This window comes from Halostagnicola larsenii XH-48 (genome assembly GCF_000517625.1).
Classification (GTDB): Archaea; Halobacteriota; Halobacteria; order Halobacteriales; family Natrialbaceae; genus Halostagnicola; species Halostagnicola larsenii.
Genome location: NZ_CP007055.1, coordinates 2,134,858 through 2,156,771 on the forward strand (window position 1 = coordinate 2,134,858; position 21,914 = coordinate 2,156,771).

Annotated in this window: 24 protein-coding genes and 1 pseudogene; 11 read left to right on the forward strand and 14 right to left on the reverse strand. The window is 63.9% G+C overall.

Going from position 1 to position 21,914, the window contains the following annotated elements; translation table 11 throughout:
• Positions 1–112: 112 nt before the first annotated feature.
• Positions 113–523 (reverse strand): DUF7124 domain-containing protein, encoded by a 411-nt coding sequence (locus HALLA_RS10815; RefSeq protein ID WP_049953357.1) that lies wholly within the window; start codon positions 521–523, stop codon positions 113–115.
• 217 nt (positions 524–740) lie between these two features.
• Here HALLA_RS10815 and prf1 point away from each other — a divergent pair, with 217 nt between their 5' ends.
• The gene (gene prf1 / locus HALLA_RS10820; protein WP_049953358.1) at positions 741–2,000 is read left to right on the forward strand and encodes a peptide chain release factor aRF-1; all 1,260 of its coding nucleotides are present in this window, start codon (positions 741–743) and stop codon (positions 1,998–2,000) included.
• An 83-nt stretch (positions 2,001–2,083) separates the two neighbouring features.
• Positions 2,084–2,881, forward strand: coding sequence for a helix-turn-helix transcriptional regulator (locus tag HALLA_RS10825; RefSeq protein ID WP_049953359.1), 798 nt, complete (start codon positions 2,084–2,086; stop codon positions 2,879–2,881).
• 23 nt (positions 2,882–2,904) lie between these two features.
• On the opposite strand, the gene HALLA_RS10830 is transcribed toward HALLA_RS10825, so the two are convergent.
• Positions 2,905–3,147, reverse strand: a complete 243-nt coding sequence (locus HALLA_RS10830; RefSeq protein WP_049953360.1) for a hypothetical protein — start codon at positions 3,145–3,147, stop codon at positions 2,905–2,907.
• Positions 3,148–3,704: 557 nt separating this feature from the next.
• Here HALLA_RS10830 and HALLA_RS10835 point away from each other — a divergent pair.
• Entirely contained in the window at positions 3,705–4,454 is a 750-nt protein-coding gene (locus HALLA_RS10835) for a hypothetical protein (RefSeq protein WP_049953361.1), read from the forward strand.
• A 111-nt stretch (positions 4,455–4,565) separates the two neighbouring features.
• Here the strand turns inward: HALLA_RS10835 and HALLA_RS10840 are convergent, their stop codons facing one another.
• From HALLA_RS10840 to HALLA_RS10850, 3 genes are all read right to left on the reverse strand, one after another.
• On the reverse strand, positions 4,566–4,892 hold the full coding sequence (locus tag HALLA_RS10840) for a DUF7577 domain-containing protein (RefSeq protein ID WP_049953362.1): 327 nt from the start codon (positions 4,890–4,892) through the stop codon (positions 4,566–4,568).
• 77 nt (positions 4,893–4,969) lie between these two features.
• Complete coding sequence (locus HALLA_RS10845) at positions 4,970–5,869, reverse strand: acyltransferase (RefSeq protein WP_049953363.1); 900 nt, start codon at positions 5,867–5,869, stop codon at positions 4,970–4,972.
• Between the two features lie 107 nt (positions 5,870–5,976).
• The gene (locus tag HALLA_RS10850) at positions 5,977–6,216 is read right to left on the reverse strand and encodes a hypothetical protein (RefSeq protein ID WP_049953364.1); all 240 of its coding nucleotides are present in this window, start codon (positions 6,214–6,216) and stop codon (positions 5,977–5,979) included.
• Positions 6,217–6,365: 149 nt separating this feature from the next.
• Here HALLA_RS10850 and HALLA_RS10855 point away from each other — a divergent pair, with 149 nt between their 5' ends.
• Entirely contained in the window at positions 6,366–7,421 is a 1,056-nt protein-coding gene (locus HALLA_RS10855) for an aldo/keto reductase (RefSeq protein ID WP_049953365.1), read from the forward strand.
• Positions 7,422–7,496: 75 nt separating this feature from the next.
• Here HALLA_RS10855 and HALLA_RS10860 read toward each other — a convergent pair whose 3' ends face one another.
• Positions 7,497–8,291: an SDR family oxidoreductase gene (locus HALLA_RS10860; protein ID WP_049953366.1), complete on the reverse strand. Its 795-nt coding sequence runs from the start codon at positions 8,289–8,291 to the stop codon at positions 7,497–7,499.
• A gap of 144 nt (positions 8,292–8,435) precedes the next feature.
• On the opposite strand from HALLA_RS10860, the gene HALLA_RS10865 reads away from it, so the two are divergent.
• Both HALLA_RS10865 and HALLA_RS10870 read left to right on the forward strand, forming a co-directional pair.
• Positions 8,436–9,422, forward strand: coding sequence for a bile acid:sodium symporter family protein (locus HALLA_RS10865; protein ID WP_049953367.1), 987 nt, complete (start codon positions 8,436–8,438; stop codon positions 9,420–9,422).
• 147 nt (positions 9,423–9,569) lie between these two features.
• A complete protein-coding gene (locus tag HALLA_RS10870; protein WP_049953368.1) occupies positions 9,570–10,040 on the forward strand; it encodes an NUDIX hydrolase in 471 nt (156 codons plus the stop codon).
• A gap of 52 nt (positions 10,041–10,092) precedes the next feature.
• On the opposite strand, the gene HALLA_RS10875 is transcribed toward HALLA_RS10870, so the two are convergent.
• A complete protein-coding gene (locus HALLA_RS10875; RefSeq protein WP_049953369.1) occupies positions 10,093–11,553 on the reverse strand; it encodes a DUF402 domain-containing protein in 1,461 nt (486 codons plus the stop codon).
• 85 nt (positions 11,554–11,638) lie between these two features.
• A complete protein-coding gene (locus HALLA_RS10880; RefSeq protein WP_049953370.1) occupies positions 11,639–12,016 on the reverse strand; it encodes a DUF7532 family protein in 378 nt (125 codons plus the stop codon).
• Positions 12,017–12,101: 85 nt separating this feature from the next.
• On the opposite strand from HALLA_RS10880, the gene HALLA_RS10885 reads away from it, so the two are divergent.
• On the forward strand, positions 12,102–13,118 hold the full coding sequence (locus tag HALLA_RS10885; protein ID WP_049953371.1) for a PrsW family intramembrane metalloprotease: 1,017 nt from the start codon (positions 12,102–12,104) through the stop codon (positions 13,116–13,118).
• A gap of 78 nt (positions 13,119–13,196) precedes the next feature.
• On the opposite strand, the gene HALLA_RS10890 is transcribed toward HALLA_RS10885, so the two are convergent.
• Both HALLA_RS10890 and HALLA_RS10895 read right to left on the reverse strand, forming a co-directional pair.
• Positions 13,197–13,826 carry an SDR family oxidoreductase gene (locus HALLA_RS10890; protein WP_049953373.1) on the reverse strand — a complete coding sequence of 210 codons (630 nt, stop codon included), beginning with the start codon at positions 13,824–13,826 and terminating at the stop codon, positions 13,197–13,199.
• Between the two features lie 191 nt (positions 13,827–14,017).
• Positions 14,018–14,620, reverse strand: a complete 603-nt coding sequence (locus HALLA_RS10895) for a riboflavin synthase (protein WP_049953374.1) — start codon at positions 14,618–14,620, stop codon at positions 14,018–14,020.
• 93 nt (positions 14,621–14,713) lie between these two features.
• Here HALLA_RS10895 and HALLA_RS10900 point away from each other — a divergent pair, with 93 nt between their 5' ends.
• Positions 14,714–14,977, forward strand: coding sequence for a DUF7533 family protein (locus HALLA_RS10900; protein ID WP_049953375.1), 264 nt, complete (start codon positions 14,714–14,716; stop codon positions 14,975–14,977).
• A gap of 91 nt (positions 14,978–15,068) precedes the next feature.
• Here the strand turns inward: HALLA_RS10900 and HALLA_RS10905 are convergent, their stop codons facing one another.
• Positions 15,069–15,989 (reverse strand): LLM class oxidoreductase, encoded by a 921-nt coding sequence (locus tag HALLA_RS10905; RefSeq protein WP_049953376.1) that lies wholly within the window; start codon positions 15,987–15,989, stop codon positions 15,069–15,071.
• 157 nt (positions 15,990–16,146) lie between these two features.
• The gene (locus tag HALLA_RS10910; RefSeq protein WP_049953377.1) at positions 16,147–18,117 is read right to left on the reverse strand and encodes an aconitate hydratase; all 1,971 of its coding nucleotides are present in this window, start codon (positions 18,115–18,117) and stop codon (positions 16,147–16,149) included.
• Positions 18,118–18,360: 243 nt separating this feature from the next.
• On the opposite strand from HALLA_RS10910, the pseudogene HALLA_RS10915 reads away from it, so the two are divergent.
• Positions 18,361–18,852 (forward strand): annotated as a pseudogene (locus tag HALLA_RS10915) (deoxyuridine 5'-triphosphate nucleotidohydrolase); the annotation flags it as partial.
• Between the two features lie 17 nt (positions 18,853–18,869).
• Here HALLA_RS10915 and HALLA_RS10920 read toward each other — a convergent pair.
• Positions 18,870–19,733, reverse strand: a complete 864-nt coding sequence (locus HALLA_RS10920; protein WP_049953380.1) for a hypothetical protein — start codon at positions 19,731–19,733, stop codon at positions 18,870–18,872.
• Between the two features lie 205 nt (positions 19,734–19,938).
• Here HALLA_RS10920 and HALLA_RS10925 point away from each other — a divergent pair, with 205 nt between their 5' ends.
• Together HALLA_RS10925 and HALLA_RS10930 are read left to right on the forward strand one after the other, a co-directional pair.
• Positions 19,939–20,493 carry a hypothetical protein gene (locus HALLA_RS10925; RefSeq protein ID WP_049953382.1) on the forward strand — a complete coding sequence of 185 codons (555 nt, stop codon included), beginning with the start codon at positions 19,939–19,941 and terminating at the stop codon, positions 20,491–20,493.
• A gap of 96 nt (positions 20,494–20,589) precedes the next feature.
• Positions 20,590–20,871, forward strand: a complete 282-nt coding sequence (locus HALLA_RS10930) for a hypothetical protein (protein ID WP_049953384.1) — start codon at positions 20,590–20,592, stop codon at positions 20,869–20,871.
• Between the two features lie 17 nt (positions 20,872–20,888).
• On the opposite strand, the gene HALLA_RS10935 is transcribed toward HALLA_RS10930, so the two are convergent.
• Entirely contained in the window at positions 20,889–21,881 is a 993-nt protein-coding gene (locus tag HALLA_RS10935) for a DMT family transporter (RefSeq protein WP_157231362.1), read from the reverse strand.
• Between the last annotated feature and the right edge of the window lie 33 nt (positions 21,882–21,914).

The window sequence follows — 21,914 nt, forward strand, 5'->3', positions numbered from 1 at the left end:
TCGCTCGAGATGCATCTGTAGCGAGCGTGTCGTTCCTACAAACACATTTACGTATTTTGCTTAATAATGTCTACGGAATGAACTTTTGAAAGGATAGAATTGCTCGAGACGGTCAGGGCCAGTCGTCTCGAGACGTATCCGGCTCGATTTCCTCGGGCGTCGTATCCGATCCCATCGTCCAGTCGGCGGCCTCGGCGGCGTCCTCGATGTCGAGGTACTCCCAGCCGAGGTCGTCGGCGCGGGCTTCGTCGTCGTCGGTCGTCCCGATGAAGACGTACCGGTCGGTGTCGAACTGGTCTTTGACGCCCTCGAGGCTCTCGTCGACGCCGCGGGGACCGGAGAAGAAGTCCTGTCGCACGCGATTTTTCCGCGTGAAGTTCGTGACGACGTAGGTCGGTTTCTCGGAGACGACCCCGATGTAGGTGGTCCAGCTTCTGGCGTCCTCGAAGACGGATTCGGGTGAGGCGACCTCCTTTAACGCCTCGAGTTCGAACGCCAGAGTCATGTCGCTATCGCCGTTCATGCACTGACCGAGGGGTGCGCGAGGCAAAACGGCTTCGATACCGAAACCGAAATCGCTCGAGTCGGGGCGACCACCGCCCACAGACGACGGCCTGATTCGGTCCTCGGATCGAGCGTGCGGTGGGGCTCGACCCGACAGCGGAGCTTCGAACCGGCCGTTACGCACGCGCTCGGGCAGGTCAACAAATACTTACCCGCAGCACTGTTTTGTACGGGCAATGAGTCAGGAGGGCGAGCAGGAGCAATCCGACCGGAAGAAGTACGAATTCCGGAAGGTTATCGAGGATCTCAAGGATTTCGAGGGGTCGGGAACGCAACTCGTGACTATCTACGTTCCCGACGATCGCCAGATCAGTGACGTCGTCGCACACGTCACCCAGGAACACTCCGAGGCGGCAAACATCAAGTCAAAGCAGACTCGCACTAACGTGCAGGACGCGTTGACCTCGATCAAAGACCGGCTTCGGTACTACGACACGTTTCCACCGGACAACGGTCTCGTCATGTTCTCGGGAGCCGTCGACTCCGGCGGCGGCCGAACGGAGATGGTCACGAAAGTCCTCGAGAGCCCGCCCCAGCCCGTCGAGTCGTTTCGCTATCACTGCGATTCGGACTTTCTCACCGAGCCGTTAGAGCACATGCTTGCGGACAACGGCCTGTACGGCCTGATCGTCCTCGACCGGCGCGAGGCGAACGTCGGCTGGCTGCGTGGCAAACGCATCGAGCCGGTCAAATCCGCCTCCTCACTGGTGCCCGGCAAACAGCGAAAAGGTGGCCAGTCCGCACAGCGGTTCGCCCGACTGCGCCTTGAGGCCATCGACAACTTCTACCAGGAGGTTGCGGGAATGGCCAACGACCTCTTCGTGGCGAAACGCCACGAACTCGACGGGATCCTCGTCGGCGGTCCGTCGCCGACCAAAGACGAGTTTCTCGACGGCGATTACCTTCACCACGAGATTCAGGGCAACGTTATCGGCAAGTTCGACGTCTCCTACACCGACGAGTCCGGCCTGAAAGAACTCGTCGACAACGCCGAGGACGCGCTGGCCGACGCGGAGGTAATGAAGGAAAAACAGGAGATGGAGGAGTTCTTCGAGGAGCTTCACGCGGGCGAGCGGGCGACCTACGGTTTCGAGCAAACCCGCGAGAACCTCATCATGGGCTCGGTCGAGACGCTGTTGATCAGCGAAGACCTGCGCTCCGACGTCGTCATCTTCGACTGTCCGGAGTGTTCGAACACCGACTACGAGGTAATCGATCGACGCAACTCGACGCCGGAGCACGAGTGTTCGGAGTGTGGAACCCCGATCGAGGCCGGAGAAGACGACCGCGAGGACGCGATCGATCACCTCATCGAAATCGCCGAACAGCGCGGTACTGAGACGAAATTCATCTCGACGGACTTCGAGAAGGGCGAGCAGCTCTACAACGCCTTCGGCGGCTTTGCGGGCATTCTGCGCTACAGTACTGGCGTGTGAGGTTACAGGACCGGCGTGTAAGCGCCGACGCGGACCGCCTGACCGAGAACTTTTTACTCGTCGCTCGTCGTCCAATAGGTGAGATGGGGCATTCGAGTGGCGATCCCGACGTTTTACGGACGGTCGCCAAGCGTTCGCCACTGCTCGAGCGGCTCGCCGACGGGCCGGCGGACAAACGCGAACTCATCGCGGTCCTCGACTGTTCCCGGTCGACGATCGATCGAGCCATCAGAGAACTCGAGTTGGTCGATTGCATTCGGCGCTGTGAGGACGGGTTTCGACTGACCGTGGCCGGACGACTCGCGCTCGCAGAGCACCGTCGAAGTCGCCAGACGTTCGAGTCGATCGCCAAATTGAGCGATTTGTTGCACGATCTGCCGGCGGAGACGCCGATCAGCGCCGAGATGGTCCGCGGTGCCACCTTACTCGAGGTTCCAGCACACGCGCCGAACGAACCGCTCGAGGAGATCACCGACCTGGTCGACCGTGCCGAGCGGTTTCGCGGAATGGGTGCAGCCGACAGGACCCCGACGCTCCGACACCAGTTCCGCGATCGCTCGGTCAACGGCGAACTCGAGGCCGAACTCGTGCTTACCGAGGATCTCGCGAGGGTGATATTCACGGAGCATTCGGAGCTCCTGCAAAACGGTGCCCTCGACAGCGGGCTCGACATCTATACGGCCCCAACGATCCCCTACGAGCTCTCGATCGTCGAAACGCCGACGGAGTCTGTCGTCTTCGTCATCCCGTTTAACGACGATCTGACACACCGGGGCGTTATCCGGAACGATTCGACGGCCGCACTCGAGTGGGCAGACGGCGTGTTCAGACGGCATCGGGCGACCGCGACGCCGCTGTCTTCGTTCGACGATAGTCGGTAAAAAGACCGCCGACACCGTCGGGTTCAGAGCGTTCCGCGGAGATGAACCGCATCGTCCGTAACCTTCTCGATACTTCCCGAATCGAGCGGATGCGCCTCGTCGGTGACGGCCCCCCAGCCGAGTTTCGCCTTGATCGTCTGGATGAGCGTCGGATCGAACACGACGTACCCACGCCCGTTTTCTACATGTGCGATACGCCCGACTACGGTCCCGTCAGCGTTCAGTACCCGCTTTCCGGTATCCCACGGTTCGAGTGTGTCCCGCATGGTGTCTCCGGTGTCGGTTCGGTCGGTTCAGGTTCGGATCCTCACGCTCGAGCCTGCACAGACGCCCGTCCGACTGCGCCGGCCGTTTTCCCTCGTTGTGCCGTATTGCCGGTCAAAGACGGCAGTTGCGTTGGAAAACGGTCGACGACAGCCGGAAGACGGCTGACGCCCGTTGAAAGACGGCCGGCACCCGTTTGTCGACCGACGACGGCTGCCGTCCGTCTCCGTCAAACCGTCAGTCAGCGGTCGTGAGAGCGCACACTACTGGCTATCTACCCGTACCAAGGGATTCGGGTCGGATAAACCGGCAAAACCGTTGTCAGCGCTCACAGTCCGTTACTTTCCACAACGAGGACGAACGGACGGAATAGTCCCCCTCCACGTCGCGTCTCGAGTCCGCATCGACGCTTCGGCGAGCGCCGGTCGAACCGGCCGAGCCCGACCGCGGTAATCATCCCCCACCTCGAGTCCACCGATCGTTTCACGCGGTAAACGAGCGACTTCCGCGAATAACGGAAGGGTTATGATCGTCCTCCCGTAGTAGTATTCGTCTTCACATGGCCGCGTCTTCGATCGCAAGCGAGGTCGATGACCCTCGAGTCACCGACCGGTTCTGTCGTTCTGTTCGACGTCCCCCCGGTGATGTCGTGCTCCTCGGCGTCGTCCACGATCACCCCGCGAGCGTCGGTCGCGTTCGGGCGGTCCTCGAGCGGACCGAACCCGATATCCTCGCGCTCGAGTTGCCCTCGGCCGCCGTTCCGTTGTATCGTGCGTACGCACGAGACGAGCGGACTCCACCGCGCTTCGGTGGCGAGATGAGCGCGGCGATCGACGCCGTTTCGAACGCGGACATCACCGGTATCGACGCCCCGAACTGGCCGTTTTTTCGCCGCCTCGTCGCTCGACTCGTCGCCGACCGCGTCTCTCCCTCGACCGCCAGACGCGTTGTCTCGAGTCTCGGAGGCGCGACCAGGGACGCGCTGACCTGCCGCGTCGCCGCGACGATCACCGACGCGACGTCGATAACCGTCGCCTGCGACGAGCCGATATCCTACTCGTGTACGCACGACGACGACCCGGAGACGCAGGCGGCCCACGAGCGGGCGCACGTCTCCGGCGTTCGGGCGCTGCTCGCCGGAACAGGCGGAACGACGAGTTCGCTAGCCTACCGTGACGAAACGCGCGAGCGGTGCATGCTCGAGCAGTTGCGGGCCCACCGAGAGCGCGGATCCGTCGTCGCTGTCGTCGGCGCGGACCACCTCGACGCGCTCGAGGACGGATTGGCAGACTCGAAACGAGTTCGGTGACGAACACCGGCCGGCCGACGAGCGGTCCTAACGACTGATTACCGACCGCAGACTGTGAACTGCCAGTGGATCGACCGACGAGGCTCGGTTATCTCGAGGCTCGGCGCTCTCCTACCGGTGGATCGACGACACGCAGTTCCAGCAGTAACTAAACGTCTGATCGGACTCGTTGCGAGCGCCACAGTGCGGACACTGGATCGTTTCCCCGTCGAACTCGAGCGTTTCCTCGAGTTCGGACGGATCGTCGAACTCCTGTTGTGGGGAGTAATGATCGTGCGGCGTCTGGGGAGCGGTGCGCGGTCGGCCGCGATCCGGGTCCGAAAACGACGGGGACGAGGACGGCTCGTCGCTCGCTCGGCGAACGTAAAAGTAGTACAACAACAGGTGGAGCAGGACGAACAGGACCGCATAGCCGACGAGCCACCCCCAGGGGTCCATGTGTGAACATAACGCACTCCACACACTTGGCTATTCCCTGCGTTCAACCGGCGAGAGAGTCACTCTCGCGGAACCGTTCAGTTCGGGGGCTCGAGATCGCGCTGGAACTCGTCGAACACCTCGAGGGTGTCGTCGAGGTCGTACTCGAGGTGTCGCCGTTCCTGTCGGTTGACACCGGCGTCTTCGATCGGGGTGGCGACCGACTCCCAGCCTGGTTTGATCTTGACGCTCTTTGCCGGCATGCCGACGGCGATGTGGTGGGCCGGAATGTCGTGCTGGACGACGCCGCGCGCGCCGACGATGGCGTTCTCGCCGACCTTGTTGCCGGCGCGGACCATCGAGTCGTACGTGAGTCGAACATCGTCCTCGACGATCGTGTGGAAGTTACGGACGGCCGTTTGATCGACGACATCGTGATCGTGGCTATAGACGTGGACGCCGTCGGAGATCGATACCCGATCGCCGATGGTGAGTTTTCCCCTGTCGTCTAAGTGAGCGTCGTCGTGGACGACCGTGTTGTCGCCGATCGTGATGTTGTGGCCGTAGGTAAAGGAGATCCCCTTGAAGAATCGGCAGTTGTCCCCGCACTCCTCGAAGAGGTGATCTGCGAGCATCCGCCGGAATCGGAGCGCGAACTCGACGTTGTCCGCGATCGGGAGGCTGTCGAACTGCCGCCAGAGCCACTGGAGGTGTTTCGACCTGCGGAAGGCTTCCTCGTCTTTCTCCGCGTAGTATTCGCTCTCGAGGGTCGTATGACACGGGTCGTAGCTCTGTAACCGAACTCGCTCTGCCGTCGAAACCGAGCCGCCGGCCTGCCATCGATCGTAGGCGTCTCTGTCCCCGGAGAGGTCGATCAGAACGTCTTCGACGACGCTGCACGTGTCTTCGTCGCTCGAGAGTCGTTCGTCGACCTCCGCTACGAACTCCCGCATTCCCGCCTCTGCCTCCTCGGGAAGCGAGACGTGCCGCTTTGTCATAGCAACGAATACTGTCGCGGAGGTCATAGGGGTTCGGTTGTCCGATCGACTTGCCGGACGATCGGTAAAACCGACGAAAACTGCACGCTCGAGGCCTTAGGTTGCGTTCAGGGATGGAGAAACGAGATCGCTCGAGCGATCAGGAACGCGAAAACGACGCCGGTGAGTAAAATCACTGCGACCACCCCCAAAAACCCGACGAGGCCAGCGATGACGATGACGATCAATTCCAGCGACTCGAGGAACGAACCGTCACTGATCAGACCGACCACGAGAGCAGACAGCAGTACTACGAGGGCAAACAGCGCGAGAAACGGCCCCAACCGGCGCGTGAGAATTTTGTTCATACACGTATCTAAAATAGCCGTGCTGTAAGCAGTTCGGTCTCGCGGTAAAGTACGCTTTCTCTACGGAGAGCCCGACCACACGGCGTAAAATTCCCATCGAGTGGGGACGTTCCGTACACCCTAAGTTCCCTCGCTCCGAACGATTGGATATGCAATACAGCGAACTCGGTGACTCCGGCCTCGAGGTCAGCGAGGTCGGTTTCGGCGCGTGGACCGTCGGTACCGACTGGTGGGGCGACCGCTCCGAGGAGGATGCGATCGAGATGCTCCAGTACGCAGTCGATCAGGGCGTCACCTACGTCGATACGGGCGACGTCTACGGCCACGGTCGCAGCGAGGAGATCGTGGGACGAGCGCTGTCTGAGGTCCGAGACGAAGTGACGGTCGCGACCAAGGTCGGCTACGACTTCTACAACAATCCCCAGGCCGGCCACGGCGAGATTCCAAAGCAGATGAATCCCGAGTACCTCCGGGAGGCCGTCGAAAAGAGTCTCGAGCGCCTCGAGATGGACTCGGTCGACCTCCTGCAGCTTCACAACGCGGACGTCTCCGAGATCACGCCGGACGTGCTCGAACTACTGGACGAACTCGAGGAAGAGGGGAAAATCGACGCGACGGGGCTCGCGCTCGGCCCCTCGATCGGCTGGCTCGCGGAGGGCGACCTCGCCATCGAAGCGGAGTTCGACTCGGTCCAACTTGTCTGGAACGTACTTGAGCAGGAGGTCGGCGACCACTTCCTCGAGACGATCGAACGAACCGGCTCGTCGACGAGTCTCATCCCGCGGGTCCCTCACTCCTCGGGCATCCTCAACGAGCAGGTCACCCCCGACACTGAACTCGGCGAGGGCGACCACCGCGGCTTCCGTCCCGACGCCTGGTACGAAACCGGCTGGGAGAAACTCGAGAAACTGCGGTTCTTAGAGCAGGCGGGCGAGCGGACGATGGGTCAGGCCGCCATCGCGTGGTTGCTTTCGCACGATTCAGTCGCCTCCGTGACGCCAACCTTCCGCACGAAAGCCGACATCGACGAGTGGGCAGCGGCCAGCGACGTGCCGAAGCTCACCGACGAGGAGATGGCCCGCGTCGACGAACTCTACGAGAACGACTTCGGCATCGACCGCGACGACGGAATGGACTCGCTTCGAACCTCGGTCGACGGCGCGGACATCGAGTCGGCCGGACTCGATAAGCTTGCAGCTGACTAACCGACCAACCTGCGGCCAACTAACCTGCGGCCGACTAACCGACCAACCTGCGGCCGACTAACCGACCGAGACGGCTTACTGTTCTGAATCGGTTTTCGTCTTCTCGAGCCACTGCTTCCACGTCACCGAACCCATGGTCCGCTCTGGACACGTCGCCTCGCCGGCCCGGAAGCCGCGAGCAATGGCGCCCGGAACCGGGACAGGAACGATCGGACGCCGCGCGGATCGACTGTCGCGATAGGCCCGAGCGAGTTCGCCGACGGTTCGGACCTCGGGACCACCGACAGGTGGTACCCATCCAGCCGGTTCGAGCGTCGCGCGGTCGACGATCGCCGCGGCTGCCTCACCGGTTTCGATCGGCTGCATCTGGAAATCGATCGGGAGCGGCCAGATCGGCGCCCACGAGAGTCCGTCAAGTAATCCGAAAACGAACTCGTGAAACTGCGTGGCACGGACGATCGTCGCGGGAACGGGAGACCGTTCGACGATCCGTTCGGCGGCTCGCTTGTGCTCGTAGTACGAGTACGGAATCTCGTCGACACCGACGATAGAGACGTACACGAAGTTCGAAACGCCGGCGGTGGCGGCCGCCTCGAGGAGCCTCTCAGTCCCGCGAACGTCGACCGCTTCGCTGTCTCCGCGCGGGGCGGACGCGGCGTGAACGACGACATCGATACCCGTGACGGCGTCCGACAGTCCCGTTCCGTCTTTCAGATCGAACGTAACCCACTCGGCGTGATCATCAGTTTCCGACGGCGGCGACCGACTCGTCGCTCGAACGTCGTGACCTGCACGATGCAATCGAGGCCGCAACTCCCGCCCGAGCGAGCCTGTCGCACCGGTGAGGAGCGTCCGAACTGGTTCATTCATCGTAATGTGGAGGTTTGGCGGCGAGCAAGAAAGCAGTACCCCCCACCGTCACTCCAGTTACCAGCACCGCCGCGCGTGATCAGGGAGTTTATGCTCGATCGCTCGAGGGTGTGATTGTATGACACTCGAGGGGTGGACAGATCGATGGGCGTGATCGGACGACTCGAACGGATCGGCGCGGTTACGAGCACGTACTTCGTCGTCTGGATTCTCCTCGGCTCGGCGCTCGCGTTGTACTCTCCATCGACGTTTACGCCTCTGGGCGACTACATTTCGGTGTTTCTGGGCGTCATCATGCTCGGGATGGGCCTCACGCTTACGCCCGCGGATTTCCGTCGGATTATCGAGCGCCCTCGAGACGTTTTCATCGGTGCGGCCGCACAGTGGGTATTCATGCCGGTATTTGCCTATCTACTCGTCGCCCTTCTCGGCCTTCCGCGAGACATCGGCGTGGGGTTGATTCTGCTCGGCGCCGCACCGGGCGGAACGGCCTCGAACGTGATGACGTACCTCGGCCGCGGCGACGTTGCGCTCTCGGTGACGATCACGTCGGTGACGACTCTCGCCGCACCGCTGGTCATGCCGGCCTGGATCGTTCTGCTCGCGGGCGAGGAGATCACCGTCACCTTCGGCGCAATGGCCGAGGAAATCGTGCTGATCGTCCTGATTCCGGTCGTCGCGGGGCTCCTCCTGCGAGTCATCCTCGATCGGTACGCACCGGCGGTCGCAAACGCCGGACTCTCCATTTTTCCCGCGGTCAGCGTGCTCACGATCGTCCTCATCGTCGCGGCGATCGTCGGGCTCAACGTCGAGGAGATCCTCACCGCGAGCGCCACCGTCTTCCTCGCGGTGATCGTCCACAACGCCCTCGGACTCGGAGCCGGCTACGGTGCCGGTTATCTGACCGGCATGAGCACGGACCGAACACGTGCCTGTGCGTTCGAGGTCGGCCTCCAGAACAGCGGCCTCGCCGTCGCGCTCGCGGTGTCGTTTTTCGACCCGATCGCCGCGCTGATCCCGGCGCTGTTTAGCGTCTGGCATAACATCTCCGGGCCGGCGCTCGCGACCGCGTTCGCGCGGCGAACCGATCAGGCGGTCGCGGACGCCGATTCGGCATCGACCGCAGACTGATCGGGAGCGGTCGCGTCGCCGCTATCCAGCCCTATTTCCATCGCCACAAACTGGGAGGGGCGACTATTTCACACCGAAATCCCCTTAATCACACTTAATTCCCTTCAGGATACGCTTTTCACGCCGGTCGTTGTGCGAGACTGTATCATGGAGAACGTTACGTACGTCCAGAAGGCCTGCGCCTACATCACCCGCAACACGGGCGAGTTGCTGGTGTTCGACGGGCCGGGACACGACGGGAGACAGATCCCGAAAGGAACCCTCGAGTCGGGAGAGACGCCTCGAGAAGCGCTATTCAGGGAGGTAATCGAGGAGAGCGGTCTCGGGGCGCTCAACGCGACTCGCCACCTCGCGACCGACGTCTGGACGCGACGGCGGTCTCCGCCAAAGCGGTACGTGCGCCACTTCTTTCACTCGAGGGTTCACGAGCCGCGCGATCGATGGACGCACACGGTGACCGACGGCGGCAGTGAACACGGGTTCGAGTTCGACTTCTACTGGGTCGACCCGCACGCTGCCGGCGAGTTCGCACTCGACCTCGACGATTACGTCCACCTCCTTCTATCGGCAGATGCCACCGTCGAGAACGCAGGCGAGAGCGTCGCGCTCTCGGATTGACGACCGGAACCTGGCGTTCTCGGCTGTGACGCACCCGTTTTCGAGTATCGTGTTACTTCGAAAGCGCCCGCTCGACGGCTTCGGCGACGTTTCGCGCTTTCTCTGCCAGCGCCGTCGAAACGAGTCCATCGTTGACGGCGGCCTCGAGTTCGGCCTCGTCCACGATTTCGACGTTCCCCTCGGGCGGCCGAATCACGTCGACGTAGAGGTCGACGTACCGGGCCGTCCCGGGAAAGAGTTCGACCGGCGTACAGACGTTGACGTAGGTGCCCTTCGTCGAGCCGTCATCGGCTCTGTACGTCGTCGGATACCACCAGCGGCCCTCGCGGAACTTCGTGACGGCCGTATCGCCGTCCTCCTTGGGGGTTCCGAGCGCGTCGTAGCTGCCGCCGGCGCTCATCGAGCGCTCGAGCGTGAGTTTTCCCTCGGGGTCCCACTCGGTGACGGTGCCGGCACCGAGCGAGAACAGTCGCCCGTCGGGTTTGCCGTGACCGATCTCGAGGCGATCGCCCGCGAGCGGGCCGAACTGTTCGGCGACGGCGGCGAACGGGAACTGGGCCGCCACGTCCGAGTCGGACTCCGCCTCCGAGCCGAAGGCGGCCGCGGGAGTGGCACAGACGGCCTCCGCGAAATCGACCGCTGAACTCGCCGCCCGGTCGGCGGCCTTGGTCCGGTGGTGGCCGGGCATCGTCGTCTCGACGGCGCGGCGGGCCTCGTCGAGCGCGAACCGGGAGCGACGGCCGAACCACAGCCAAACCGTCGACCGCGGCGCGACCAGCCGTGATGGGGCATCCGATTCGGCCGGCGCGTCGGCTAGTTCGTCCTCGAGCGCCGCGGCGCGTTCGACGACCCGATCCAGCGCCTCGCCCAGCGCCTCGAGGTCCGCGTCCGCGGCGGCGTGGTGCCAGCGGAGCCCCCAGCCGTCCGGAACGTCCGTCGAGAGCAGGTCAGTCATGCCGACGAGTTCGTTCGCGCGCTCGCCCGAGAGCGCGGCCGAAACCCCGTTCCGGTCTCGAGAGAGGGTACAGAGCCCGCTGCGAACCTCGCGGGTCGAGACGACCCGCGGGCGGTCGTCGGTCCACGGCGGGGTCGAGTCGCGAACCTGCAGGCGGTACCGGTCGCCGGAATCGACGTACCCGTCCGCGTCGTCGTAGTTCAGATAGCCGCGACGGCCGTCGCCGAGGTCGACGACCGCGCCGCTGCCGCCCGCGGCCTCGAGCACTTCGGCGTCGAACAGGGCACCCTCGGGCACCTCGCTCTCCCACCGAAAGGTGTCGATCGCGAGGGACTCGAGTTCGTCGGCGACCGCCTCGACTGCCGCCGGCGGACCCGAGATCCCGACGCCCTGTCTGTCGCGGGTCGTCTCGACGGCGACCGCGGCGGGGGCGACCGCGAACTCGTCGTCGAAGCGCTCGCGGATCGGCTCGGAGGCCTGAACGATATCGAAGCCGGCTTCGCTCAGGAGGCGGGTGAGAGCCGTCGTGTAGATGCCCCGGACGCGAACCGCCGTCATCGACCGCCCTCCTCCCGCGACCGGTGGGCGCTCGCGGAACCGTCCCAGATCATCATAGCGTGTCGCCTCGCGGAACTGCCTCCGATCATCGGAGCGTGTCGCGATCCGAGGCGAATCTGACCCGGCCGTCGATCGTCGGCCCGAGCGTCAGTTCGACGTGATCGTCGCCGAGGATCCGCCCGTCCTCGACGTAGACGCCCCAGCTATCGAAGCGGAGCCAGCCGCGCATCTCGTCGGCGTGGGTCATCAGGTCCAGATAGTCGACGGCGTGTTCGGGGTACTCGTCGCTCGAGTGGGCCATGTCCATATCGGAGTAGACCGTCTCGTGTGCCTCGAAGAAGGACTCGAGCGCCTCGGCGTCGGCCTCGACGGCGTCGACGACGGCCGCGGACGCCTCGCGGAGGTCCGCGGTCTCGAGGCCGACGTCTCGAAGCGCGCGTTGGGTTCGTTGGTCGAAGTGCATACGCGCCCGTTCGGCGGGCAGGCCTTTGTGGATTCCGTGTCGAGACGGCGAAAACGTCTTTCCGGAAGGGGGTGATGCCATAGGTATGGCACGGCGACGCGATCTGATCGAACGGTCCGCGGACGACTCGAGGGACTTACAGGAGATCTCGACGTGGGAGCCGCGAACGGTACTCGACCGGGCCGCCTGTAAGGTCTACGCCGGTATCAGCTACGGGTTGCCCGCTATCCTCCTGCTGGCTGCAATGGGTATCACGGCCCTGATTTTGCTGTCACCGGCTATCGTCGTCGCCGAGGAGCCGCTCGTGAGCGTCTTTTTCTTGCTCTCGGTGGTCCCCGCGGCACTGTTGGCGGCGTACATCTGGTTCGCCGATATCACCACTAAAGAGCCACTCAGTCTTCTCGTCGCGACGTACGTACTGATAATCTTGCTCGCGCCCGTCGCGGCGATCGTCAACTCGGCCGCAGGGCTATTCATCAGCGACGCGACGATCCTCGGCAGTTTCCTGTTTTTCTTCCTGGTCGTCGGCCCCGTCGAGGAGACGATCAAGATGGTCGCCGTTCGCGTCTACGCCTACCGAAGCGACAGTTTCGACGCGGTTATCGACGGCGCGGTCTACGGCGCGGTGGCGGGGCTCGGGTTCGCCTCCATCGAGAACGCCATCTACATCGGCGCCTATCTCACCGACCTCGAGGCCGGCACCGGGTTGCTCGTCGGCGCGAGCGAAATCGCGACGACGAGGGCGCTGGCGGGTCCCGGACACGTCATCTACTCGACGATCGCCGGGTTCTATCTCGGGCTGGCGAAGTTCAATCCGCGCAACGCCGGTCCCCTCGTCGTCAAGGGGATTCTCATCGCCGCGGTCATCCACGGCACGTACAACTTCAGCGTGCAGTTCGTCCCCGGACTGGGGGCGGCACTGCTCCCGATCGGTCCCGGCGTCGCGTTCGTGGGCTTCATAATCGTCTTCAACCTCGTCTTCGGCTACTACCTCTACCGGAAAATCGACCGCTACCGCCGAACCTACCGCGAGGTTCGCGACGACGCGGGGAAGCGGGATCTCACGCCCGAACGGACGGAGTTCGAACCGACTCAGCGGTAAGTCACCGCGCTCGAGTGTGCCCCCGACGCGAGACGAAGCCGAAGACGACCCGCGGATACGCTAGCCGGTCTGTTCGCGTCAGAGCGGATCTTCGAGCGCCGTTTCTATCGGCTCGTCCCCGGAGAGCACCTCGAAGGTACAGCCGTAGGTGCTCTCCATGGGGATGGCGGTCACGAGCACGTGTGCGACGTCTTCGCGCGGAATATCGCCGTCTTTTTGCTCGAGATCGGCGGCGGTTCGAACCCGACCGGTGCCGTCCTCGGTGGTGAGTTCGCCGGGACGAACGATGGTGTACGTGAGGTCGCTCTCCCGGAGTCGCTCGTCGGCTTCGGCTTTCGCGTTCAGGTAGTCCCGGAGCGCCTCGGGGGCCGCAGACGGCGTCTCCGCGCCGAGGGAACTGAGCATGACGAACCGCTCGACACCCTGGCTCTCGGCGGCTTCGATGAGGCGTATCGCCCCGTCTCGATCGACGTCCCGGACGGCCTCACCGCCCGACCCGGCGGCGAACACGATGGCGTCACAGCCCTCGACGGCGTGACCGACAGACTCGGTCAGGTCCGCGACCACGGGTTCGGCCCCGAGCGCTTCGATATCATCGACCTGCGCCTCGCTTCTGACCATGCCGCGCGCGTCGTGTTCGCTGTCGGCTACGATGCTCGTGACGTGCTGTCCGACCTGTCCGTGAGCGCCCGCAACGAGGACTCGCATAGAGACGACTTCGTGGCCAGCGCTGGAATAGCTTTGTGACGGCAGACGAGATGGACCGGATCGGACGAACGATCACTACCGACGAGTTTCGTGAAAAGGCTTCCACGATCGGCATCGAGCGGTCTTCTTCGGCAGAAATCCACCGCTTTCGACCGCGTTCATTTTGGTGACTACAGCCATCTCACAACGGATTACTCGAGGTGGGATTCCACCAGCCGTTCGACGTACTTCGCGAGTACGTCGACCTCGAGGTGGACCGGATCGCCGGGCGATTTCTCGGAGAGGGCGGTCTCGTCGTAGGTGGTCGGGATGATCGCAACCGTCACGCGGCCGTCGTCAGTCAGTTCGGCGACGGTCAGGCTGATTCCGTCGAGGGTGATCGATCCCTTCTCGACGACGTAGCGGTCGTACCCCTCGGGGAGCGCGAACTCGAAGTACCAGTCCTCGCCGACGGATTCGATCGACTCGACCGTTGCAACGGCGTCGACGTGACCCTGCACCACGTGGCCGTCGAAGCGGCCGTCGGCGGCCATTGCTCGCTCGAGATTGACGAGGTCGCCCTCGCCGACCTCGCCGAGGTAGGTCCGCTCGACCGTCTCGCTGGCGAGAAAGACTTCGAACCACGACCGCTCCGCGAAGCGCTCGACCGTGAGACAGGCTCCGCTGACGCTGATACTCTGGCCGTGCTCGAGGTCCGCGGCAACCTCCTCGGCACCGATTCGGTATCGAAGGCCGTCGTCGGTCTGCTCGCGCGCGAGTATCTCCCCGGTCTCCTCGACGATTCCCGTGAACATGTCCTGGCTGGATGTGGTGGACGACGAGCCAAAGCCGTTCCGGGTCGGCAGACGTCGGCGTCTTTTTGAGGCTGTCGGACATACCCCGATCCAATGGCCGGCATCATCGACACGATCAAATTCGCGGGCATTCTCGTCTTCGCGATCCCCGCCGCCCTTGCTGGGCTCGAGTTCGCGTTCGTCCGCGACGAACCGCTCATCGGCGGGACGTTGCTCGTCCTCGCTGTCGGCCTCGTCCTCATCGATCGACTGCTCACGATGCCATCCGACATTCCCACGATGGTCGCCAAACGCGTCGCCGGGTCGGTCGCGAGCGAGCCCGACTCCGATACGGACGAGCCTGCAGACAGGGAGTAGAACTGTTTTTCGAGCACTGATTCTCGAGCGGGCGCCACGAACGATCGCTACGTACGATCACCGCGAACGACCGTCAGGTCGCGTGATCGGATTACGACAATTCGGCGAGTATCTCGGCTTCGAACGTCTCGAGCGCGCGCTCTCGATCCTCGCCGCCCAAATTGGCGATGACGTGGTCGACGCCCAGTCGCTGTAGATCCTGAAAATACTCGCGGAACCACTCCGAGCCGGCCCGCATCCCCTGGTGAATCGGCGTCGGATCGGCGTTCGGATCCTCGGCGAACTCGACGCCCATCGCCATACAGAACGGCTTCTCGCCTGCGAGGTCGCGCCAGTCTCCGAGGAAGCTCTCGAGTGTCGACTCCGGAAGGTGGTAGAACAGCCAGCCGTCGCCGTGATCGGCGATCCACTCGAGATCCTGCCTGGCGTGGCCCGTCGGGAGCAGGGGCAGCGTCTCCGTCGTCGGCTCCGGAACGAGTTGCAGGTCCCCCTCGAGCCGTCCCCAGCGCGTCTCGAGTTCGGGTTCGTCCTCCCGCCAGACCGTACGGAGGACATCGATTGCGTCCCGAAAGCGTGCGCCCCGGTTTTCGGGATCCACGTCGAAGGCGGGGAACTCGGGATCTCTGTCGCCAGTTGCGACCCCGAGGACGAGTCGACCGGAAGAGAGTTGGTCGACGCTCGCCGCGGCCTTGGCGACGTGAAGCGGATGGCGAAGTGGGAGGACGATACTCGCCGTCCCGAGCGCGACCTCGTCGGTGACGGCGGCGATCTGAGACAGCCACGTCCACGGGTCGAACGTCTGGCCGGCATTCCCGAATTTCGGCCAGTAGGTCGGCACGTCCCGACACCAGAGCGCGTCGAAGCCGAGCGACTCAGCGCGTTCGGCGAGGCGCAGTTCTTCGTCGGCGTCCGGCCTCGAGCGGTTCGCTCCCGTGAGCGGAAATCCAGTCCCGAACGTGAGTCCGTCGCCCCCGAACAGTCGCTGATAGCCCGCGTTCTCGTAGGCAGCCATTCGGCTCTCCAGTAGCGGCCAGCCGCCTAAATAGCTGCTCGACGGCGACCAGATCGGTAACTGGCTGCTCGAGAGACGACAGCAAAGAGAGGAAAAACCGCAAAACCGCACGCCGAAAGTGACGAATCCACTGGGTTCGATACCCTGTCGGATCCGATCAGTCGTCGGCGGGTGCTGCGCCGCTACCCTGGGCCTGTTCTTTCGTCCAGGAGAGTTTGCCGCCAGCGGCGAGAATGTCGCGTTCGCGCTGGGAGGCGTCGAGCGTCGCCGTAACCTCGTAGTCGTCGTTGACGCGGACGGTGAACTCCTCCTGTCCGCTCGCGACGGCCTCGTAGACGTCGTCGACGATTTCGATCTCGTCGCCCTGATCGATGTTCTCGTAGGTGTCCTCGTCGATCGTCAGCGGGACGATACCGAAGTTAAAGAGGTTCGCGCGGTGGATCCGAGCGAAGCTCTGTGCGAGGACGCCCTCGATGCCGAGGTACATCGGACACAGCGCCGCGTGTTCGCGCGAGGAGCCCTGTCCGTAGTTCTCGCCGGCGACGAGGAAGCCGCCGTCGGCCTCGAGCGCGCGCTCGGCGAACGTGTCGTCGACGCGCGAGAGGGTGAACTCCGAGAGTTTCGGGACGTTCGACCGGTACATTAGGATGTCCTGCGTTGCAGGGATGATGTGGTCGGTCGTGATGTTGTCTTCCATCTTCAAGAGCGCCTCACCAGAGATGTCCGAGCTGAGCTGGTCTCGGATCGGGACGTCGCCGATGTTCGGTCCTTTGATGAGTTCGTCGTCGACCGCCTCGTCGGGTGCGATGAGGTCGGTCTTCGAGCCGTCGTACTCGTCGGGAAGCTCGACGCCCGGTGCCTCGAGGCCCTCGAGTTCGTCCTCGAGATCCCGCGGGTCGACGATTTCGCCCGCGATCGCGGCGGCGGCGGCGACCTCCGGTGAGCAGAGGAAGACGTTGTCGTCTTCGATGCCGGAGCGGCCCTCGAAGTTGCGGTTGAAGGTTCGCATGGAGACCGAATCGGAGGCCGGCACGTGGCCGATCCCGATACAGGCACCGCAGGTCGCCTCGGAGAAGTTGACGCCGGCCGCCATCATCTCGGCGACCCAGCCGTCTCGTGCGAGCATTTCGGAGGCCTGCTTGGAACCGGGTGCGACGATCGTCTCGGTTTCCATCGCGATCTCGCGGCCTTCGAGCATCTTGGCGACGGGGAGGATGTCCTCGTAGCCGCCGTTGGTACAGGAGCCGACGATGACCTGCTCGACGTCCTGACCGGCGACTTCGCTGACGGGAACGACCTTGTCGGGCATCGAAGGCTGGGCGACCAGCGGCTCGAGGTCCGAGAGGTCGACGACGATCTCGTCGTCGTACTCCGCGTCGTCGTCGGGCTGCAACTCGACGTATTCGTCTCCGCGGCCGAGCCGTTCGAGGTAGTCCTCGGTCTGGTGGTCGGTCGGGAAGATCGACGTCGTCGCGCCGAGTTCCGTCCCCATGTTGGTGATCGTCATCCGCTCGGGTGCGGTGAGCGTTTCGACGCCGGGGCCGGTGTACTCGAGAATCTTGCCGACGCCGCCTTTCACGGTGAGCCGTCGGAGCATCTCGAGGATGACGTCCTTCGCGGTCGCCCACTCGGGAAGCTCGCCCTCGAGGCGAACGTTGACGACTTCGGGCATCTCGACGTAGTAGGGCGCGCCGCCCATCGCGACGGTGATGTCGATACCGCCGGCACCGATCGCGAGTTCCCCGAGTCCGCCGGGGGTCGGGGTGTGGCTGTCCGAGCCGAGCAGCGTCTTGCCGGGCGCTGCGAAGTTCTCGCGGTGGACGTTGTGACAGATACCGTTTCCGGGTCGGGAGAAATGCGCGCCGAACGTGCCGGCCGCAGAGCGCAGGAAGCGGTGATCGTCGGTATTCTTAAAGTCGAACTGGTAGGTCTGGTGGTCGCAGTACTGCGCAGCGATTTCGGTCTGGACTTCGTCCAGTCCCATCGCTTCGAACTGCAGCCAAACCATCGTCCCAGTCGTATCCTGTGTCAGAACCTGATCGATCTCGATGCCGATCTCCTCGCCAGTTTCGAGTTCGCCCTCGACGAGGTGATCCTCGAGAATCTTTTCGGTAAGAGTCTGTCCCATAGCGTCCGAATCTCGGCTTTCCGTCCTGATAAATCCAGCGTGTTTCTATCCGGGTCGACCATGCTAGTTTCGGAGAAACAGTCACTGTTGGCGCAAATGTTGCGATAGAAGTACACGCCCGTTTATGTCCATTGATCTAGCATCAATCTAGCGCGCGAGACGGATCAAGGAGTATGGGATGGGATACCGCCGCGAACCGAATAGAACGCGACACGTTTTTGCCGGTTCCGTTCCGTTGTCGAGCGTATGTTCCGTTCCGGTGCCTTCGTCGCCGACCACGTTTCCCCGGCGACCGACGAGCAGATTCAACCTAACGGCGTCGATCTCACCCTCGAGATCGTCTTCGAGCAGCTCGAGCCAGGCCGCATCACGAAAGACGGCAAGTCGGTCGGCGAGCGGGTCGCCCGGCCGCTCGAGGAACTCGAGGAGAAGATGCCCCAGACGTACTACCTCCCCGAAGGAGCCTACGTGGCTCGCTACGGCGAGCGGATCGAGATACCCGATGGACACATCGGCTTCGTCTATCCGCGCTCGTCGCTCATGCGCAACTCCTGTATGCTCAACACGGCGGTCTGGGACGCCGGCTACGAGGGTCGCGGCGAAGGGCTCTTGCAGGTCCACCACGACATCGAGATCCAGCGCGGTGCCCGAATCGCCCAGCTGGTGCTCGTCGAGGCCGACCACGAGGAAGCCTACGACGGCAGCTACCAGGGCGAGAACCTCGAGGGACGATAGCCGGCGCTGTCGCACGGTTACTCGTCCGAACTCCGATCGGAATTGCCGACTTCGTATGAATAGTCAAGCGCCGAGCGGAGCCGATCGAACGCGTCGAGAACCGCGTTCGCCCGTTCTCCATCGGGAACGCGAACTCGAGTCGGTGGCGTGGCCGATTCGGAATTGACGACCCACCACCATGCCCGTTGGAGCAACGATTCCGCGGACGCGGGGCTCCAGTCCAGACGGAGAACAGCTTCCGGGGTTTGCACGCAAACGCGCTGTAGCCGCTCGAGATCGTACATAGCGTGGCTATCCGCACCGGCGTACCGGTGCAGTGAATCCCAGTCGAGTTCGTACGTGACGCCGCCGATCGTCCACGAGACGAACCCATCAGCGGGAACGACAGCCGAGCCCGGAACCGACTCGAGCGTCTCGTTCAGCGCCGCGACGAGTTCGTCGTGCTCGCTCGCGTTGCACTCTCGAATATGCGTCTCGTGGGGTATCGAGTGATACAGCCACGACTCGTCGGTCAGGATCGCAAACGCATCGAGATAGAACGTGCGGTCGACCCATTCGGCGGTATCGCCGGCAGAGATCTCCAGCACCGACTCGACGAGCGGCCGATCCCCCGGAAGCGACGCCCGGTAGACCCGCTCGGAGCCGACGAAGACCTGCTCCGATTCCGGCACCCGTGCGAACTCGCTGCGGATCGTCTCGAACTGACCGTGCTTCGAGTCGACGCGAAGGTGAACGGCGTCCCCGTACTCGAGAAGAACGCCGACAGCCCGGTTTTCGGCGGTCACGCCCCCGGCTGGATCCCCGTCTTTGACCCCCGGAAGGTCTCGGGTGACGAGTTTGTGTGTCGGCTCGGCGGCAACGTCTCTCGCTGCGAACGTCACCGTTCCACCACCAGTATCGCGAACGTGGAGCCGCGTCTGTCGAGAGCAGCCATCGGACGGATCGACCTACGACGGCGCTGATAATGTGATTGCTGGCTTCGATTCTAATCTGACTTTCGGCAAACGTGCGGGCTGAGAAAGGGCTGCAGATGGCAACAGAGCCCAGTCGCACACAGTTTTCCCGCTCGCAGCCGTACAGGAGGGTATGATGGCGACGACGCACGTGTTCGCCGGGCTCGCGGTCGTCGCTCCGGTCGCGTACGCCGTTCCCAAACTCGCGATACCGCTCGCCATCGGCGCGATCTGTGGCGGACTCGCACCCGACTTCGACATCGTCCTCGAGCATCGGCGGACCTTCCACGCGCCCGTTCTCGGAGCCCCCGTCACCGCGCTCGCCGTGGCCGCCGCGCTGCTCGTTCCGACGGCGGTCACCGCCGGGTTCGCGGCCGCCGCCGTCGCCGCCTGGCTCCACTCGGCAAGCGACGCGCTCGGGGGCGGCCCCGAAATGGACCCGTGGAACCACCGAAGCGAGCGGGCGGTCTACGACCACGTCCGCTCGAGGTGGCTCCGGCCGCGTCGGTGGGTTCGATACGACGGCGCGCCGGAAGACGCCGCCCTCGCGGTCGGTCTCGCGGTGCCGGGGCTGCTCGTCTTCGACGGATGGATCAGCGCCGCCATCGTCGGCGGCGTCGCCCTCTCGATCGGGTACGCGCTCGTTCGCCGCCGACTCGTGGCGTGGACGCCCGACTGGCTCGAGTGAGCGTCGCCCGAGAGGCGACCTCGTACAGGACGAGGATTTCGTCCGCGAAACGACCGCGTCCGAGACTTCTTATACGAAGACGGGGCCAGACCCGCTATGAGCGAACCCGACTCGGTCGAGCAACGCCTCGAGCGGTACTTCGTCATCGCCTCGACGCGGTGTTCGAACTGTGGCGACATTCACGGCACCGTCACCGTCGACGGCGACTCGTACACGGCGGCCGACTTCGGCATCGATTCGGTGACGGAGTGGTCGGACACGCTCGACGAGGAAGAGGCGTGGATGCAGGCAAATTGGACCGCGGTCGACGCCGCGTTGGACGAGTTCGAGGACGAGTGGCCGCATTCGGTCGCGGCGGTGCGGAGCCACATCCTCTGAGACACCGCGCAAGCGCGCTAGTCGCTATCGGTCTCGAATTTCGAGTCCCGGCGGTCGTCGCCGTGCAGGTGAATCGGCGGAACGCGGTGGATCGCCCGGAGAACGGCTCCCTCGAGCGCGGGCACGACCGTGCGGTAGCCGATGATCGTGAAGCCAGCGAGGATAACGGCGAACCCGGCAACTGCGAGTCCCGAAAGCTGTTCGCCCAGAACGAGCCACCCGCCGATCGTGGCGACGGCGGGGGTCGCGTAGAAGGTCAGACTCGAGCGGATCGCCCCGACTTCGTCGATGAGGTCGAAGTACGCGATGTAGGCGATCGCACCCGCGAAGACGCTGACGTAAACCAGCGCGATTATCGCTCCGGCGGTCCACTCGATGGCGGCGACCGACTCGCCCGCACCGAAACTCAGCGCGTGGAGCATGAGCGCGCTGACCGGGAGCGCCCAGGCGGTTCGAACCGTACTCGAGGTCGTCGTCTCGGCGCGTCGAATCAGGACGCCGCCGAGTGCGGCGCTTACGGCACCGAAAAAGACGATGGCGGTGCCGTAGTCGAGCGCGCCGAGGAGGTTTCCGGGATCGATTCCGATCACCATCGCGACGCCGACGAGTCCGACCGCGGTGCCGACCGCTCCGGCCGGCGTCAGTCGCTCGTCGGTGAGCAAGATACCGGCGAGCAGCGGCGAAAAGATCGGAACGAGGCTGAAGACGATCGCCCCGATCGCGCTCGAGACGTATCCCTGCCCGACGAAAAGCAACCCGTTTGCCAGCCCGATAGCGAAAACGCCGGCGGCGAGGATACCGGCGACGTCGCCCCGCGTTCGCGGAACGAGGTCCGCTCGGGGGGTCGTCACTGCGGCGTAGGCAAGCAGGAGGACGGCCGCGATATCGAAGCGCAACGCGACGAACAACAGCGGCGGAATGTACGCCTGCCCGGCTTTCGCGGCGACGAAGGTTCCGCCGAAGAAGACGCTCGCGAGGGCGAACGAAACGGCAATTCGCGTCCGAGTCATCTTAGCTCACCACCCAACACGCATCTCGAGTAG

Coding starts and splice junctions, on each gene's coding strand:
- HALLA_RS10815 (WP_049953357.1), bottom strand. CDS start 523: ATGAACGGCGATAGCGACATGACTCTGGCGTTCGAACTCGAGGCGTTA.
- prf1 (WP_049953358.1), top strand. CDS start 741: ATGAGTCAGGAGGGCGAGCAGGAGCAATCCGACCGGAAGAAGTACGAA.
- HALLA_RS10825 (WP_049953359.1), top strand. CDS start 2,084: ATGGGGCATTCGAGTGGCGATCCCGACGTTTTACGGACGGTCGCCAAG.
- HALLA_RS10830 (WP_049953360.1), bottom strand. CDS start 3,147: ATGCGGGACACACTCGAACCGTGGGATACCGGAAAGCGGGTACTGAAC.
- HALLA_RS10835 (WP_049953361.1), top strand. CDS start 3,705: ATGGCCGCGTCTTCGATCGCAAGCGAGGTCGATGACCCTCGAGTCACC.
- HALLA_RS10840 (WP_049953362.1), bottom strand. CDS start 4,892: ATGGACCCCTGGGGGTGGCTCGTCGGCTATGCGGTCCTGTTCGTCCTG.
- HALLA_RS10845 (WP_049953363.1), bottom strand. CDS start 5,869: ATGACAAAGCGGCACGTCTCGCTTCCCGAGGAGGCAGAGGCGGGAATG.
- HALLA_RS10850 (WP_049953364.1), bottom strand. CDS start 6,216: ATGAACAAAATTCTCACGCGCCGGTTGGGGCCGTTTCTCGCGCTGTTT.
- HALLA_RS10855 (WP_049953365.1), top strand. CDS start 6,366: ATGCAATACAGCGAACTCGGTGACTCCGGCCTCGAGGTCAGCGAGGTC.
- HALLA_RS10860 (WP_049953366.1), bottom strand. CDS start 8,291: ATGAATGAACCAGTTCGGACGCTCCTCACCGGTGCGACAGGCTCGCTC.
- HALLA_RS10865 (WP_049953367.1), top strand. CDS start 8,436: ATGGGCGTGATCGGACGACTCGAACGGATCGGCGCGGTTACGAGCACG.
- HALLA_RS10870 (WP_049953368.1), top strand. CDS start 9,570: ATGGAGAACGTTACGTACGTCCAGAAGGCCTGCGCCTACATCACCCGC.
- HALLA_RS10875 (WP_049953369.1), bottom strand. CDS start 11,553: ATGACGGCGGTTCGCGTCCGGGGCATCTACACGACGGCTCTCACCCGC.
- HALLA_RS10880 (WP_049953370.1), bottom strand. CDS start 12,016: ATGCACTTCGACCAACGAACCCAACGCGCGCTTCGAGACGTCGGCCTC.
- HALLA_RS10885 (WP_049953371.1), top strand. CDS start 12,102: ATGGCACGGCGACGCGATCTGATCGAACGGTCCGCGGACGACTCGAGG.
- HALLA_RS10890 (WP_049953373.1), bottom strand. CDS start 13,826: ATGCGAGTCCTCGTTGCGGGCGCTCACGGACAGGTCGGACAGCACGTC.
- HALLA_RS10895 (WP_049953374.1), bottom strand. CDS start 14,620: ATGTTCACGGGAATCGTCGAGGAGACCGGGGAGATACTCGCGCGCGAG.
- HALLA_RS10900 (WP_049953375.1), top strand. CDS start 14,714: ATGGCCGGCATCATCGACACGATCAAATTCGCGGGCATTCTCGTCTTC.
- HALLA_RS10905 (WP_049953376.1), bottom strand. CDS start 15,989: ATGGCTGCCTACGAGAACGCGGGCTATCAGCGACTGTTCGGGGGCGAC.
- HALLA_RS10910 (WP_049953377.1), bottom strand. CDS start 18,117: ATGGGACAGACTCTTACCGAAAAGATTCTCGAGGATCACCTCGTCGAG.
- HALLA_RS10925 (WP_049953382.1), top strand. CDS start 19,939: ATGATGGCGACGACGCACGTGTTCGCCGGGCTCGCGGTCGTCGCTCCG.
- HALLA_RS10930 (WP_049953384.1), top strand. CDS start 20,590: ATGAGCGAACCCGACTCGGTCGAGCAACGCCTCGAGCGGTACTTCGTC.
- HALLA_RS10935 (WP_157231362.1), bottom strand. CDS start 21,881: ATGACTCGGACGCGAATTGCCGTTTCGTTCGCCCTCGCGAGCGTCTTC.